Origin of the sequence: Chlorogloeopsis fritschii PCC 6912 (genome assembly GCF_000317285.1) — a bacterium.
GTDB classification, from domain to species: domain Bacteria; phylum Cyanobacteriota; class Cyanobacteriia; order Cyanobacteriales; family Nostocaceae; genus Chlorogloeopsis; species Chlorogloeopsis fritschii.
Window position 1 is genome coordinate 13,861 of record NZ_AJLN01000015.1, and the last position, 13,805, is coordinate 27,665.

Annotated in this window: 17 protein-coding genes and 2 pseudogenes; 12 read left to right on the top strand and 7 right to left on the bottom strand. The window is 42.0% G+C overall.

Features of this window, described 5'->3' with window-relative positions; all coding sequences use genetic code 11:
* Positions 1–205: 205 nt before the first annotated feature.
* Positions 206–1,288, top strand: a complete 1,083-nt coding sequence (locus tag UYC_RS0100245) for a tyrosine-type recombinase/integrase (protein ID WP_016877635.1) — start codon at positions 206–208, stop codon at positions 1,286–1,288.
* A 146-nt stretch (positions 1,289–1,434) separates the two neighbouring features.
* Here the strand turns inward: UYC_RS0100245 and UYC_RS0100250 are convergent, their stop codons facing one another.
* Positions 1,435–1,989, bottom strand: a complete 555-nt coding sequence (locus tag UYC_RS0100250; protein WP_016877636.1) for a hypothetical protein — start codon at positions 1,987–1,989, stop codon at positions 1,435–1,437.
* A gap of 23 nt (positions 1,990–2,012) precedes the next feature.
* On the opposite strand from UYC_RS0100250, the gene UYC_RS35155 reads away from it, so the two are divergent.
* Positions 2,013–2,282 carry a hypothetical protein gene (locus UYC_RS35155; protein WP_040431938.1) on the top strand — a complete coding sequence of 90 codons (270 nt, stop codon included), beginning with the start codon at positions 2,013–2,015 and terminating at the stop codon, positions 2,280–2,282.
* Here UYC_RS35155 and UYC_RS0100255 read toward each other — a convergent pair.
* Positions 2,257–2,511, bottom strand: coding sequence for a type II toxin-antitoxin system ParD family antitoxin (locus tag UYC_RS0100255; RefSeq protein WP_016877637.1), 255 nt, complete (start codon positions 2,509–2,511; stop codon positions 2,257–2,259). The two genes, UYC_RS35155 and UYC_RS0100255, sit on opposite strands and share 26 nt — an antisense overlap.
* A gap of 179 nt (positions 2,512–2,690) precedes the next feature.
* On the opposite strand from UYC_RS0100255, the pseudogene UYC_RS37320 reads away from it, so the two are divergent.
* From UYC_RS37320 to UYC_RS0100270, 4 genes and pseudogenes are all read left to right on the top strand, one after another.
* A pseudogene (locus UYC_RS37320) lies at positions 2,691–2,783 on the top strand (photosystem II protein D1); the annotation flags it as partial.
* 152 nt (positions 2,784–2,935) lie between these two features.
* Positions 2,936–4,171, top strand: a complete 1,236-nt coding sequence (locus tag UYC_RS0100260) for an AIPR family protein (RefSeq protein ID WP_016877638.1) — start codon at positions 2,936–2,938, stop codon at positions 4,169–4,171.
* Positions 4,172–4,305: 134 nt separating this feature from the next.
* Positions 4,306–4,455, top strand: coding sequence for a hypothetical protein (locus UYC_RS38700; protein WP_016877639.1), 150 nt, complete (start codon positions 4,306–4,308; stop codon positions 4,453–4,455).
* Between the two features lie 129 nt (positions 4,456–4,584).
* Positions 4,585–5,175 (top strand): siphovirus Gp157 family protein, encoded by a 591-nt coding sequence (locus UYC_RS0100270; protein ID WP_016877640.1) that lies wholly within the window; start codon positions 4,585–4,587, stop codon positions 5,173–5,175.
* Between the two features lie 903 nt (positions 5,176–6,078).
* Here the strand turns inward: UYC_RS0100270 and UYC_RS40275 are convergent.
* Positions 6,079–6,372: an NACHT C-terminal helical domain 2-containing protein gene (locus UYC_RS40275; RefSeq protein ID WP_392408695.1), complete on the bottom strand. Its 294-nt coding sequence runs from the start codon at positions 6,370–6,372 to the stop codon at positions 6,079–6,081.
* On the opposite strand from UYC_RS40275, the gene UYC_RS0100280 reads away from it, so the two are divergent.
* Entirely contained in the window at positions 6,272–6,505 is a 234-nt protein-coding gene (locus UYC_RS0100280) for a hypothetical protein (protein ID WP_016877642.1), read from the top strand. The two genes, UYC_RS40275 and UYC_RS0100280, sit on opposite strands and share 101 nt — an antisense overlap.
* An 11-nt stretch (positions 6,506–6,516) precedes the next feature.
* Here the strand turns inward: UYC_RS0100280 and UYC_RS39260 are convergent, their stop codons facing one another.
* A complete protein-coding gene (locus UYC_RS39260) occupies positions 6,517–6,660 on the bottom strand; it encodes a hypothetical protein (RefSeq protein WP_157787703.1) in 144 nt (47 codons plus the stop codon).
* 414 nt (positions 6,661–7,074) lie between these two features.
* Here UYC_RS39260 and UYC_RS0100285 point away from each other — a divergent pair, with 414 nt between their 5' ends.
* Positions 7,075–7,509, top strand: coding sequence for a hypothetical protein (locus UYC_RS0100285; RefSeq protein WP_016877643.1), 435 nt, complete (start codon positions 7,075–7,077; stop codon positions 7,507–7,509).
* Positions 7,510–7,526: 17 nt separating this feature from the next.
* Complete coding sequence (locus UYC_RS35160; protein WP_268744021.1) at positions 7,527–8,126, top strand: RNA-guided endonuclease InsQ/TnpB family protein; 600 nt, start codon at positions 7,527–7,529, stop codon at positions 8,124–8,126.
* Positions 8,127–8,192: 66 nt separating this feature from the next.
* On the opposite strand, the gene UYC_RS0100295 is transcribed toward UYC_RS35160, so the two are convergent.
* The 3 genes and pseudogenes from UYC_RS0100295 to UYC_RS40130 all read right to left on the bottom strand — a co-directional run.
* On the bottom strand, positions 8,193–8,711 hold the full coding sequence (locus UYC_RS0100295; RefSeq protein ID WP_016877645.1) for a hypothetical protein: 519 nt from the start codon (positions 8,709–8,711) through the stop codon (positions 8,193–8,195).
* 122 nt (positions 8,712–8,833) lie between these two features.
* A complete protein-coding gene (locus tag UYC_RS40125; protein WP_321164226.1) occupies positions 8,834–9,511 on the bottom strand; it encodes a group II intron maturase-specific domain-containing protein in 678 nt (225 codons plus the stop codon).
* 9 nt (positions 9,512–9,520) lie between these two features.
* Positions 9,521–9,943, bottom strand: a pseudogene (locus UYC_RS40130) (reverse transcriptase domain-containing protein); the annotation flags it as partial.
* A gap of 654 nt (positions 9,944–10,597) precedes the next feature.
* Here UYC_RS40130 and UYC_RS0100305 point away from each other — a divergent pair.
* From UYC_RS0100305 to UYC_RS0100315, 3 genes are all read left to right on the top strand, one after another.
* Positions 10,598–12,229 carry an ATP-binding protein gene (locus UYC_RS0100305; protein WP_016879183.1) on the top strand — a complete coding sequence of 544 codons (1,632 nt, stop codon included), beginning with the start codon at positions 10,598–10,600 and terminating at the stop codon, positions 12,227–12,229.
* A 62-nt stretch (positions 12,230–12,291) separates the two neighbouring features.
* Positions 12,292–12,834: a DUF192 domain-containing protein gene (locus UYC_RS0100310; RefSeq protein WP_016879184.1), complete on the top strand. Its 543-nt coding sequence runs from the start codon at positions 12,292–12,294 to the stop codon at positions 12,832–12,834.
* Positions 12,835–13,175: 341 nt separating this feature from the next.
* On the top strand, positions 13,176–13,778 hold the full coding sequence (locus UYC_RS0100315; protein ID WP_016877650.1) for a hypothetical protein: 603 nt from the start codon (positions 13,176–13,178) through the stop codon (positions 13,776–13,778).
* Positions 13,779–13,805 lie beyond the last annotated feature (27 nt).

A 13,805-nucleotide genomic window follows, 5' to 3' on the forward strand; every position in this document is an offset into this window, starting at 1 on the left:
TTACTCACTCCCCCTACCTCCCTATCTCCCCCTACTTCCCCAACTTTCCCCACTACCATCATCGCATACGGGATATCCGCGGATATACGATATAGATTATTTTCAATGAGTAATTTTGTGGTGCTTGGGAAAGAATTATTATAAAGATACCGGGAATTGTGATTCTCGGCATCATAATTATCAGTGGGGGTTGGGGAATTTTATTATGGAAAATTTACCCGTACTAAGCGTGGAATCACTTGCTGTGGAGGTGGTGACTCTACCGCTTGATGAAGCTCGTGTTGCGCTTGTGGATTATTATTTTCCCAACCGCCAGAAAATTAATTCGACACAACAGCTAATTGAGCTATGGGTGCATTCTGTCACTATCAAAAGCGACCAAACGCGACGGGCATATCGGCAAATTGGTTATGAGCTTGTCGATTATATGCAGTCGCGGTTTGGGATATCTGATTTGAGGATGGTAACGTTATTCCATCTACACGCTTATCTGGCTTGGCTCAAGGATGAAAAGCCAGTACGGGGAAAGAAAAATACTTATGGAATTAGTAAAAATACTGCGGCTAAATACACGGCAGCGATTAAAAGTTTGTGGGAGTGGGGTACTAGAGCTTCTATTGGTTATTTTGCTATCGACTTGGGCAAGGACTTAAGCATACAGTGGGATGATAAGCTTGCAGAGCGCATTCTCTCGGAACGCGAGATTGCTAAGTTGGAAAAAGCGGCGATGGCAGTAGACTTGCAACACAACACTAATAAGATGCACTGGTTGCTGTTTACTCTCATCTTTTACAGTGGGGTGAGGGCAGGAGAAATTGCCCGGCAAACTTCTGATTATGGTAAGCGCATAATTACGCCGGGGTTATTTTGGCGGCAGTTTCGGGAGGATGGAGATTGTTTATTGTTAACTGTGACGGGGAAACGAAATAAAACCAGAACTATTAGTCTCGATCCGGAAACTAGTGCGGTGTTACTGGATTATCGTGGGGATGCCAGCAACGATCAGCCGGTGTTTCCTAGTCCCAGTCGGCGGGACAGAGGTAAACCTTTAAGCGATCGCGGGTTGCGACTGATGATGGAGGAAATTTCTGCTTGTGCGGGAATTAAGTTCAGCGCCCACTTTTTGCGACACACCCACGCAACGCTGGCTAAGAAAAATGGAGCTTCTGATTTTGACTTGCAAGCAGATTTGGGCCACGCTTCCCCGGCGACAACTGCAAAGTACATTCACCATGTTGGGCGTGTTGGGACTTCTCACGCACTGCGTAAAAAAAGCAAACATAGGTAAAGCATGGCAGTGCCAACATTTCTTTGGTGTAGCATACAGTTTTCTCAATTAGGTGCGACACGATGGCGCACGAATGGCTGGAAGTCCCTATATATAAAGCTTCCAGAAGATGAGTGTCCAGAAGATGAGTGTTGGAGAGACATCCTTTAGCGTTGGGGGTGGTATAGTCCATCCGAAGCGTTCCATTCCCAAGCGACACTCATCGGATCGCGGTTGCGCGACCAACTCAAAAATTCTTTGGCGCTGTTGTTTTCTCTTTCAGCGGCCAGACCCTGGGGGCTAACACCGAGTCTTCGGGCAAGACTTTCGTTTGTCCTGGGTTGTAGTTCAACTGGGGATTGTTGGTAGGGGTATGCTTGTCTTCGCCCTTTGTTGTTGCCCAATCTCCCAGAAGCGATCGCCCGTTCGATTAGCTCCAATTTTTTGGTGATAGCTTCAAGTTTTGTTTCCATCGAGGAGCCTTGATCGGCAAGATGGGATTCGAGTTTCAAGAGCTTCTGTTCTAGCTGTTTGACTGATTTACTGCCTGCTGTGACATCGATATCATTTTTGCTATCAAATTCTCCTAGTAATTCCTCTAAGGCTTGTAGCAAGGCAATTGTATGCCCTTGCCGATGTAGCTTGGATAGCCGCCGAACCACCCCAATTAGTGGAACGGGCACGCGGATCATCTCACTTGGTGGGGATTTTTGTTCAGCCATTTGATATCAATTTTGATATCGATATGTTGATTGTAAAAGGTTTGGCATCATACTGTCATTGTTTTGCAAAATTGTTACATAATGACACAAATTCCGATGGGAGCGATGATGCGGAAGTACCCATAAGAAGTGCGATGGCACTCATGGATGAGGGGAATTATGGGACAATTCGAGAATCCGATCGCCACACGACTGGTTTAGGCAGTTTTTTCGCCGCTTGGCATTGGCAGGGTACGGCAGGAGGTAAGCAGATTACTTTGCTTCGTTTTAGCGCCTGCGTGCTTCTTGCTTAATGGCATCAATACTGCCATACTGCCCAGATCCACTATCAATGCCCTCCTGCCAAAGGCGACGCAACTCATCAAAATTCTGTAACTGAAGCAAGCGTTTCTGCTTCCAGTCGCGCAGTGCTTCGCGGATAACTTCACTGCTGCTGGCGTATTCACCAAATTCCACAGCATCACGGACAAAAGCAGCCATTTCTGGCATCAAGGCAACACTAATTTTTTCAACGTTAGGCATATCTTTTCTTCCTTTTTACTCTAAAGTAGCAAAGATTCCTACCAAATCAAATGAAAACTAGTTTACCTAAGAATAAAGCGTGAAACCCCCAAACTAGCAGATGGTGCGTAGCAAGATGCACATCTTCCAGCTTGAAGGATTCTTAGTGCGACAAATTCCCTTGGAATCAGCTCCCGCGAATCGAAGTAATGCACGAGCGTAATGCTCACAATTTCCCCTTAGATCTGGTGTCGGGTGAAGTCGCTCCTATGGCTCTTACCACCCACAGTTAATAATTAATCAAGACGCAACTAATGGCATCAAACTAAATGAAAGGCGCTCTCAAGGAAAGGGGGAGGCTTTTGAGTTTCTAATAGCAGGGATGTCAATGTTTTCATGGTAAAAGTAAGGCAAGCAGTCTAAACCTAATAAGAAAAAAGCTGTTATGCCCAAAATCTACAAACTACTGGTAGATAACCATACCGAACTTATAAGCACGCCAAAAACCAAATACATAGTAGGTATAGCGCAGGTTGCAAATTTCCCATGTGACTTACCACTATCAGCTAACGTCAGAGAACCCAACCCAAATAGTTCGATTTGCAAGCAAATCCTTGATAGCTTATTTGTAGCGCCAGAGAAGTTTGTAGAGAAACATAGTGGCATAATTATCTCCGCACACAAAGTAACAGAAGTAGCCAAAGGCGAGTTAGAAATCGAAATCCTAGAGGAGTGTGAGGGATACAGCCACTACGGTATAGCTAACGGTGGTAACAGTGTAGCGATGTTTAGCAAAGCTCAAGCCTATAAATACAATCTAGAAAAGGTACGAGTTAAAGTAACAATCCACGTCGGGTTAACCGAAAAAGAAGTAAGAGATATTGCCCTCGCTGCCAATACCAACGCCCCAGTCGATGCCAGTTCGCGCATCAACACTCGCGGCGATTATGATTTCATCAAAACATATATAGCCCAGTTAGAATCAAAAGAAAAAAGAAAATTTCGCATTCGCTACTACCAAAACCAAAGCGGAATACCAAAAAATGCCCATTGCTCAATAGGTCACATCCTCAAGCTGCTTAACTGTTTGGACTGCAATCGCTACAACGGAGATAGTGACAAAAGACGAGGAAAACACCCAACCAGTTTAAAAACACCCAGTGAGATCAACGAAACAGAAAAGGAAAGGATTAACCGACTGTTACACCTACTAACATCTGCCCTGTGGATTGAACAACGCCTTTACACAATCATTGACGAATATCTGAGAAACCCCCGCCGCAAAGGGGTAAACAATTTAGCTAGCATTGACACCAAAAAAAATACTCTTCTCCCCGATAGTAAATACTCCTTTGGATTTGGTGCACCCGGAGATTTAGCCCTACCAGTAGTAGCTGCATTTAGAGTATTCCTAGACAAGGAATATCAATGGATTATGCCCTTTGAGGAATTTTCAGAAGGGCTAATCAAACACCTCTGGGAGAAACACTTCTGCGAATATCTAAAAAAGGAATATGTTGCTGGCAAGTCTTTAGGAGTTGAAATCAACCGTAATCAAGAAATTTGGGAAAATCTATACACCTGTGCGTCGCTCTACCTGAACAATTTGTATAGAAAAATTATTAATTCTAAGTCTAATATAAACGATAAATCAAAACCAAAATTGGTATTGACGTCTTAACCAGTTTTAGTAGTCAACTCTCCCATTAGTTTAGTATTTAAAAGGGGAATAACAAACCATCATTCTCCCTTTTTATTCAAACAACAGCACAAGTGCTATCGCACAGCTTTCATGCTCTAAATGAAGGTTGTGCAATGAATACTGTAGTTAATTCTAAACCATTTACCAAAAAACCAAAACAGCAGCAAACGCAAATTATTAGTCCCCAAGAACTTGAGTATCTCGAACTCCAAGCAGCTAAGGCTTACGAAACGGCTAACTACTACCATATGAGATACAACTAGTGACGACTCCACACACCTCCGTCAGGTGAGATGTGGCTTCTGTCGCGGCTAGCTAACAATTTCAAATTCTCTCTTTGAACCAGCAGTATTCCACCACTGCTGGTTTTCCCATAAATAGGAGTAAAACAAATGACTCAAGCAATTGAAAAAGAAATCAACCAGCTTACCCTCAAAGAACTTTCCCTCGATGCTGCTAAACTGTGGTTTCAAATTGAAGAGGCTACACAGTCACAAGAAGAGGGTTTAATCGAACAACTCGTACAAAACCTTATGGCTGTTCAGGATAGCATCGAAACCAAAATCGATGCGATCGCTTGGGTAGTTGACCAGTTAAATCTTGACCTAGAGGTATGGGAAGAGAGGAAAGCACGGGTAGTAGAACTCCACGACCAGATAATCAAGCGTCGAAAAACCCAGTTATCGCAAATCAAACGTACCCTTATTTGGTTGCACGAGAAAGGTCTTATCTCTGATAAAAATATTGGCAAGGAAAGGGTAATTGAAATTAGGGACAACCCGCCTAAAGTAGCTAATTTATTAGTAGAAGTAGATGATGAAGATTTTCCTTCGGAGTTTATAACTATCAAGTACCAAGCTAATAATCAAGCAATCCTCGAAGCCTACAAATCTGGTAAAGATGTCAGCAATGTTGCTGAGATAACTATCGGTAAGCAGGTACGGTTTAAAGTCCAATCAGGTGGAAAAATAAATCGTAAATAAATAAACCACAACTAGGAGCATAAGCCCTAATAAAATAAGCAAACAAACACAGACATATCCTATCAATTTCTACAATTGATTATCAAGTGGTTTGAGTAAAATCAAACCACTTTTATTTGATATCAAAAAATTAAAGTATCTTCAAGATTACAACTAGAAAAAATTCCTTAAAGCATTCATATCATTCACTTGCTTCAAAATTACTATTTATTAGTCGATCAAAACATAAATTTAAAACAATGCAAGAGATACTAGACGCAATTCTCTACATCCTCATCTACGGCTTTAGCAGCTTATTTATCCTGATATTCATATTGGAAATGCAAGTAGCGTTTGCTAACCATATTTCAAGCTACACCACAACACGCCACTCTCGTGTAGAAGTGACTAGGAAGAGAGTCTGGGACTATACCGTGCATTCATGCATGAGCGATCGCTCTTGTAATGCTATAACTCCCTCATGCCTTTTTAGCTTTAGGTAATGTCCAGTAAATACCAGAAGACAACACTACGCTAGCGACAGCAGCAATCAGAATAACTTGAATGGCATCAGTTAAATTAAAAGTCATTGTCGTTACCTCAATTTTCAATTTCTACAAATATCTTCAAACTCGAATAGTAATTTTCCAGATAGAAAATTGTGATTTAGAGCAGCTATAAGTGTGATTTTTGTCTAATCATTACCATAAATCCGACTATTACTGGCAGCGATCACCTACAGGTTTCAATCTTTACCCTAATCGCTTGTCAACTTCGTCACTTTATAGTACATTAGTACCAACAAGAGAAACCCCCCACCTCACACGTGGGGTTTTATTTTTTAAGTTAGTTTTACAGAAAGTGTTGCCAAAGAGTTTTGGATGGGTATTGCTTTTGCTCTTGCTCAACCGTTCTCGGCATTCCTCAAGGCTCTAACTCCATCTTTGTTTTAATTTCATTAAATGGTAACAGCAATGTTTCTAGAATATATTCTCTAGTTTCACGACTGACATAACATTGGGTCTGAAGACAATCTAATAATAATTTATTAGCGTAACAATATGCTCGTAACATTCCCCAGTTTTGGTCATTGCCTAATTGCCAGTTGTAATCAAGATTGCGATATTTTCTGTTTAACTCCAGCAATCTCAGCCATAAGGAAATTGCTGAAAAAATCGAAAAAGATGAAAAATGGGTAAAACAGGCAGAAAATTGCAACTATCCCCACACTTGGGACGAGTTTGTCGCTTATCTATACGCTTTGGATGCAAAATTTGAGTTGACGGTAAATCTTCCCAGTGGGGAGAATTTGAGACTTACTAGCGCTCAAATTAAGGAAATCGCTGGATAATCATCAAATCATCAATTACTATCGAAGTTAATTTTTTCTTGCCACGATGCGGTATTTTCATTTGGTCGCGATGCAAACACTAATTCACGCTTGCTCGTTTTGTGCCGTCGCCCGGCTTCAGCCGGCTGGTTGTCTCCACTGGCTCCGCTTTTCAAGCCGAACCTGGGATATAGGGAGATAGGGAGCGATCGCTTGGGGTTTCCTATAAGAATTGGATGGGGGCGATAGCCTGAGCATATCGAGGACTATTTGGTTTTCACCCTCAATTAAGGTTTAAAGGATGGTTTGGAGTTGTGGCGGGAGTTGTCGATGTAGTCTGGTAGGGGCATTACACTTGAATGAAATTATGAGGATCAGTAATTCTGATTAAAAATTCTTTAACTTTTGGATATTTGGAATCTCCTTCTTGAAGCGGTCAAAGGCAGATTTCCAGTTATGAGCGCACCCTAATTTCTACTTGTGCTTTGGTGCAGCACACTTAGGGTGCGGTTGAAGCCAAATTTTGGTTGTAAGCGCACCCTAACAACTACAAGTGCGTTAATCAGTTAGGGTGCAGTAAAAGTCTGTTTTTGTCTCAAAAGCGCACCCTAACTAGCAATAACTTTGACCAGGATTTGCATAATAACAGCAATATCAACCTAAACAGCCCTAATCTCGTACTTGAAACAATCTTCGAGTGGAAAGGGGCAGGAAATGACTACGAACAAATTAACTTGAACATTTGGACTTCCAAATGTAAATTAAGAATTTATCGCACGTACTCGATGCCCGTGATTATTATCTGTTCGGACTTAGATGAATCAGAAACGGGAACTTCAATCACAAACTCATGCGAAAGACTCGCTACCCTTATCTGGAATAAATATAAAGAGGAAGAGTTAGCCAAAAACCCAGGATTTCTCTTTATAGAACATTATCCCCGACACAATCAAGCTTGGGGGGATGTAGTAGAAACATTTTGTCTAGTACAGTTCAATTTTGACGGTGAAAAATTCTCTAGCTAGATGTTAATATTCCAGAAATATCTTTTCATGGTCATCCAATTGGGATTGATATAGGACTTGAAAGTTTTTTGGCTACTTCTGAAGGGACACTAATTGCTAGACCATTATTTTTTAAATCTCTACAACGTCAGCTGGAATTGCTACAAAGAAGATTGAGAAATAAAAAACTGGGATCTAATAATCGCAAGAAGTTAAACAAGAAGATAGCTAGATTGCACCAAAAGATTTCTGATACAAGAAAAGATTTTCACTTTAAAACAGCACATAAAATTTGCGACCAAGGAGACTCAATATTTATTGAGGATATTGATTTTAGAACATGGGCTAAAGGTATGTTTTGTAAGCATACTCTTGATGCGGGGTTCGGTCAGTTTTTCACAATATTGAATCATGTAGCCTGGAAAAGAGGGAAGTATTTTGGCAAAGTGAACAAAGATGGAACTAGCCAAATATGTCCTAATTGTGATGCATACACAGGTAAGAAAACATTAGATGTAAGAATACATTCTTGTCCTGAGTGTGGGTACACAAAAAATCGCGATGTTGCTGCTTCAGAGGTAATCAGAAATCGTGGTCTAAATGCCGTTGGGCAGACGGTATTACAAAATGCTTGTTGACTCGTACTGTCGGGGGCTAGTAGTAATACTAGTCTAGGTAAGTGGGGATGAAACAAGAATCTCCCTTCACAGGCGAAGCCTTGAAGGTGAGAGTGTCAAATGAAGTAAGTTCTGACGATAGGTTTCATTGCCCGTTAGTTTTGCGATCGCACCAGCAATAAATCGAGCGCAGCGTTCTGGCTGGGATGAAACTTGTTCCTCGGCAAATCGCACCACCACCCAATTAGCATCAACGAAACACTTGTTGCGATAGTCGTCCTGCCCGATGCAGTGGGTAGGCTCTCCTGTTGAAAACGAGATAGGTTCATCAACCTCCACATCCAGATGGAGTCCAGTAGTTGGTTCAACAATGAGAAAGTCAGCCGTGTAGTGCAAATCATGCCCCGGCGGCAACATTTTCTGTTGGGGGAAAACTGCATCACCAAAATAATGCTTCAAGACATTCTCAAATAGCTTCTCACTCGCTCCCACAGCCACATCACCCGTACCCGAAGGTACAATCACGGGGGCGAATTTCTTATCCCGTACCAATTGAGGAACAAACACCTGGGGAAAGGATGGAACTGGTTTAGATAATTTAGACATAGTTAGTCAAAAGTGTGAGTTAACCTAAGCCGGAGAGTCACCTCTCCGACTTGGCTTCAAAACCGGACTTAAACTTTTCAGGTTATCCGGCTCCTCTCCAACTTGGCTCATTGTCATGGGTACTAATTTTGTGGTTTATCCCTTAAGCCGTGTGCCTGGTCGTGGCAGTGACGGTGTAGCAAAGCCAGGTTTTCCCGTTTATTGTTGTTGTGATTTCCATCGCAATGATGAATCTCTGTTAGATCTTCTGGCATGAAATCGAGTCCACAGTAGGAGCATTTACCTTTTTGGGTTTTAAGAAGAGAAGAGACTAGCGGGGGTATTCCTGGATAGGTTCCTCTTCTTTTGCTCCAGTATGTCCAGTCACCGTCGAAGGGTGATTTGTCTCCCTTGACTCTGACGTGTCTGACTATTGGGGTTTCCGAGTGTTTTCGCAGTTTGGTTCCGCTTTTTGCTTGGAATACCCATCCTCCACCCCGATCTACTGCCCAGTAGCGTGAGATTGCTTCTCGACTGTTGAGATGAGGGTGTCTGCGTTTTGCCCAGTGGATCAACTTATAAAAAAGTCGGTCGTATAGAGATGAGAATATATCTTTACTGACTACGGTTGAGTAGTAATTGCACCAGCCAATGATAATTGGATTCAGGCAGTTAATTAAGTCTTCCTGCTTTCCTGCCGAGAATTGTGTTACCACGTTTCTCAGTTTAGCTGAGTGTTGATTTTCACTCTTTTTACTGGGTTTGATGATGGTCTTGTATCCTCTTTTGGATGAGTATTTCCCAACTGGATATTGTCTCACATTGAATCCCAAAAAATTAAATCCAGCTTTGCCATTTAGGGTGTGGCTGAGATTTGTTTTTTCGGGTTTGAGTTCAAGACCGATGCCTTTTAGCCAATTCTCGATAACATATTTAGCTCGTTCTATGTCTGACTCATTGTTGGCAAATGCTACAAAATCGTCAGCATATCTAACTAATAGGATGGTGGGTCTTGTTTTGGTTCCGATTTGATGAACCTGTTCTTCCAATCCATGTAGAGCTATATTCGCTAAAAGTGGCGAAATTACTCCGCCTTGTGGCGTACCAGCTTCTATTGGTTGAAAAACACCATCCATGACTCCACATTTTAACCATCCTCTGAGAATTCTTTGGATGATTGGTGGAGCCTTTGTTTTTCTGAGTAAGGCTTGATGCGATATATTATCAAAACATCCGGCTATATCTGCATCTTTCTGATATTTACTGCGGTTAGGGTTCTACTTTGAGCCGGGTTTATTTGAGAGTGGTTCTTGGTCACAGGATGAAGTGCCAAGCTCGTATAATCCTTTACCTTTTGGTTGCGGTGTATCAGCCTGTTTCACCGCTTCGCCGTGACGACCCTTAAATCGTAGATTCCTGTTCGTACCCAATATACAGCTTGCTAGACGGGATTCCAGAGTAGGCTTCCAGTTACCGCCGTTTAATCCCGCTTCAGGCGTTGATGGCTAGTCGCGAACCTGGGGATTACGCTTTCACTCCACCACTTGGAGGGAGGGGCTTTCACCCTCATCAGAAATCAGTTGTTAAGGTAGTTGTCTTGATTGTGACATCATAGACAGTGTTCCTTCCCCCTAATCCCCCAGGTATTCTGGTTTCTAGGGAACGTGTCGCACCATCCTCCCGACGCTAGCTCTGCGATTATGGCGCGGGACACAAGCGCGATTGAAGTTAAATAATAGCCTCTAACTTCACAAATTACTTAAACATTAAATAGTTTATATCCAGTCTTACAGTCATATTGAAGTTGTGAAAACCAACTAATATTGGATATTTTTTAGAACTAAAATTAGATGCCAAATCTTGAGTAGATAGGGGAAAATGCGCTCTTATACACGTTAAATCGAGCTATGTACAGCTTCCAGATACTCGAAGGGCTGATTCAAGAGGAATACCCTCTCATCGGCTGCGAATCTCCCCTCCAAGAAAGACTGCGCCTACTAGTGCATATCACCCAGTTCTGCCAGAACACCAACCGCAAGTGCTATCTGTGGAACTTGGGGGAAGAAGCTATCAAAGAACTGACAATCAAAGACTCAAAACTAGCAATCAGAGGTTTTGCTGAATACACGCCCAAGCCAAGATACAATAAAGAAGATTATTTTCACGTACTCAGCTTTTGGAAAGAATACCAGGAAAGCGGCGTTCTAATTATCGAGAATATATACCCTTGGATTAAGGAAAATAGCCCAAAAGAAACTGATTTTTTCTTAGTATCCGAGTGGATTAAATCTTCACTAATTAATATCAAACTTTACAATCAAAATACTGGTAAAATTGCCCTAATTCTAGGAGCAACTGCTGATATTAGTAGCGATATTGCCGCCGAGATTCTTATCTGGAAACAAGATTTACCTGACGTTAGCGAAATCATCAATTCACTTACTCAAGCAGGCGTATTACCCCCAGAATACACAAAAATAGATGTCCTCACAGTAGCAAATGCTGGGATGGGGTTGTACATATCAGATATACTCAATCTACTCAAGGAAGTTAGAAAAACCACCGACTTCATTAACTCAGAAGAAGTAGCGATCGCTCTCCTCAAACAAAAAATCCAACTCCTCAACCGCCTCTACGATATTGAGTTCCTACCCCCACCCAAAGTCCAACTGGGTGGGTTAGAACTCATGCAAGAATCATTCAAAAAGTTTAAGCGCCTCCTGACCCCTGGCGCCAAACAATACAACTTGCGCGTACCAAAAGGTATTATGCTAGTGGGACCACCGGGGACGGGAAAATCCCACTCCGCGAAAGCCTGCTCGCAAAATATGGGTATTCCCCTCATCATGGTTGATTGGGGTAATTTCCGCAGTTTTGGCAATCAAGCCGAAATTAAACTCGAACGCCTGCTAAAAGTAGCAGATAAATTGTCACAAATAATACTGTATTTTGACGACTTTGATAAGGGTTTTGCCGGGGATGATGACCTAGCCAAACGCCTTGCAGGTAAGCTTTTAACCTGGATGCAGGAAAGAACAAGCGACGTGCTAGTGATTGCCTCTGTCAACCGCATGGAATGGTTGCCACCGGAACTTACCCGCGCCGGACGCTTCGACTACCTGTTCAAGGTAGACCTGCCTAACAATGGGGAAAGATATACTATCTTCAAGCTGCACGCTGCCCGATTTGACGAGCGCTTCCGCAATGGCGGCGATCCCTGGAGCGAAGAAGAGTGGCGCAGAATCCTCAAAGCTACCAATAGATGTGTGGGTGCTGAAATTCAGACAATTGTAGAACGCGCCGCCAGCACTATATTCTGCTCAACAGTAAAAGAAGATATCTACTCAGAAGAAAAACTTCCCCCACTCAAACTAACCATTGAAGCATTACTCGAAGAACGCCGTCAAATTAACCCTCTCGCCCTGAGGGAAGCTGACACAGTTGAGTCGATGCGTAACAAAGCTGACCAACAAGCTTTACCTAGCTCACCTCTCGATTCGTCGCGCTTTGCCGTTGGTAACATCGATATTTTTGGTTAGCGATCGCATACATCAAGTTCTTTTTCTAGCCACTTTACCACTTTATTTATCTAAGAAGGATTATGGAAGTCACAAGACAAACAACTCAAACCAGTACTCAAACAAAAGGCGCACAAACTTCAGAGAAAAGCTTGTTCCTCAAAATTCTTAATATTGCCGGGCCAATTGCCGGTTTTACTGCTGCCCTCTCACCCTTACCATACTACTTTTGGACTCGCCAACCCCAGTATCTATCGATTGGTGCAACCTTTACCAGCAACAATCAAACAGTTCAACTCGAACTAGCAGACGATAGAAAAGAATATAACCACGGACTCAAATTTCGTAACTCGATTCCCAATAATCACGGAATGTTATTTGTACTCGACAAACCTGAAAAAGTAAAACTTTGGATGAAGGATACTTACATCCCACTAGACATGATATTTCTCAAAGATGGAAAAATTAAAAATATCGTCAGAAATACACCTCCTTGCAAAACTGAAGAATGTCCTAAATACAGTTCAATTCACCCTGTAAATCAAGTAATTGAATTACCTGCTGGTAGTGCAGATTCTTTAGGACTAAAAATTGGTAAATATATCGAAATAAATTTCAACAAGTAATCTATCTGTTTCTCCTAAAAAAGAATAAAAATAAAACATTCAATCCCTCAAAATATTTATTTGAGGGATTTTTACTTTGCTTAAAGATAGTTTTGAAATAAATTTTTAGCTTTGTCAATCTAACTAGCATTTAAATTTGCTTTAACACTTTGTAGGCAAAAATAGCATCAAAACTTAAACAATTAATCTGATGTATCAAAATTATTGTCCCTCATAGAATAAACACATAAGCAACAAAGCTTTCCAGATTTTAATCAAACCCTAGAAGTGAACTGGAAAGAAAATCTCTGCGACGGCTTCTCTCAAGATAAAAGCAATTCTAATCCCATAATTTCACCCATATGAGAACATACTACGAATCCGAATTTGGAAACGATCGCGTTAAGAGCTATGAGGAAGAATACGAATATCCCACTCAGATCCACCGCAAAAAGCGCAATTGGAAAGAAAACGCCAGCATCGCCGGACTGATGGCAGTTGGTACTGGCTTGATGATTGCAGATATCTCCATCCACCACATGGTAATGGCATCGCTCGCGTTTGCAACTGGTATTGTAGCTTTACTGCCCAAGGAAGCGAACAGCCTACTTTCCAACTTCGAGCGTATGCAGCGCAAGTATGGTATTAATATCTATACTGTCCTGTTCTGCTTGGTAGGTGCAGTATTTATGTTGGATATCGCCGCTGCACCCGCAAACGCTCAGTTCATGCAAAACGCAGAAGACTTTTTCACAGAGTATTTTACAGGTGTTAACGAAGACATTATTAGATACGTATTTGCAGTACTGCGCGGTTTGTTCCTAATTTACCTTGGTATTGGTCTCATTCGGGTCGTTCAAGCTGCTAGAAACGACGAAGATTGGCAAACAATCGCCCGCACACCAATTATCGTTGCCCTCACAGTTGTAGTTGGAGACTTGCTCGCAGGACTGGTAACAGGCTGAGGAGCCACTCGTCAAAAAAGCCACTAC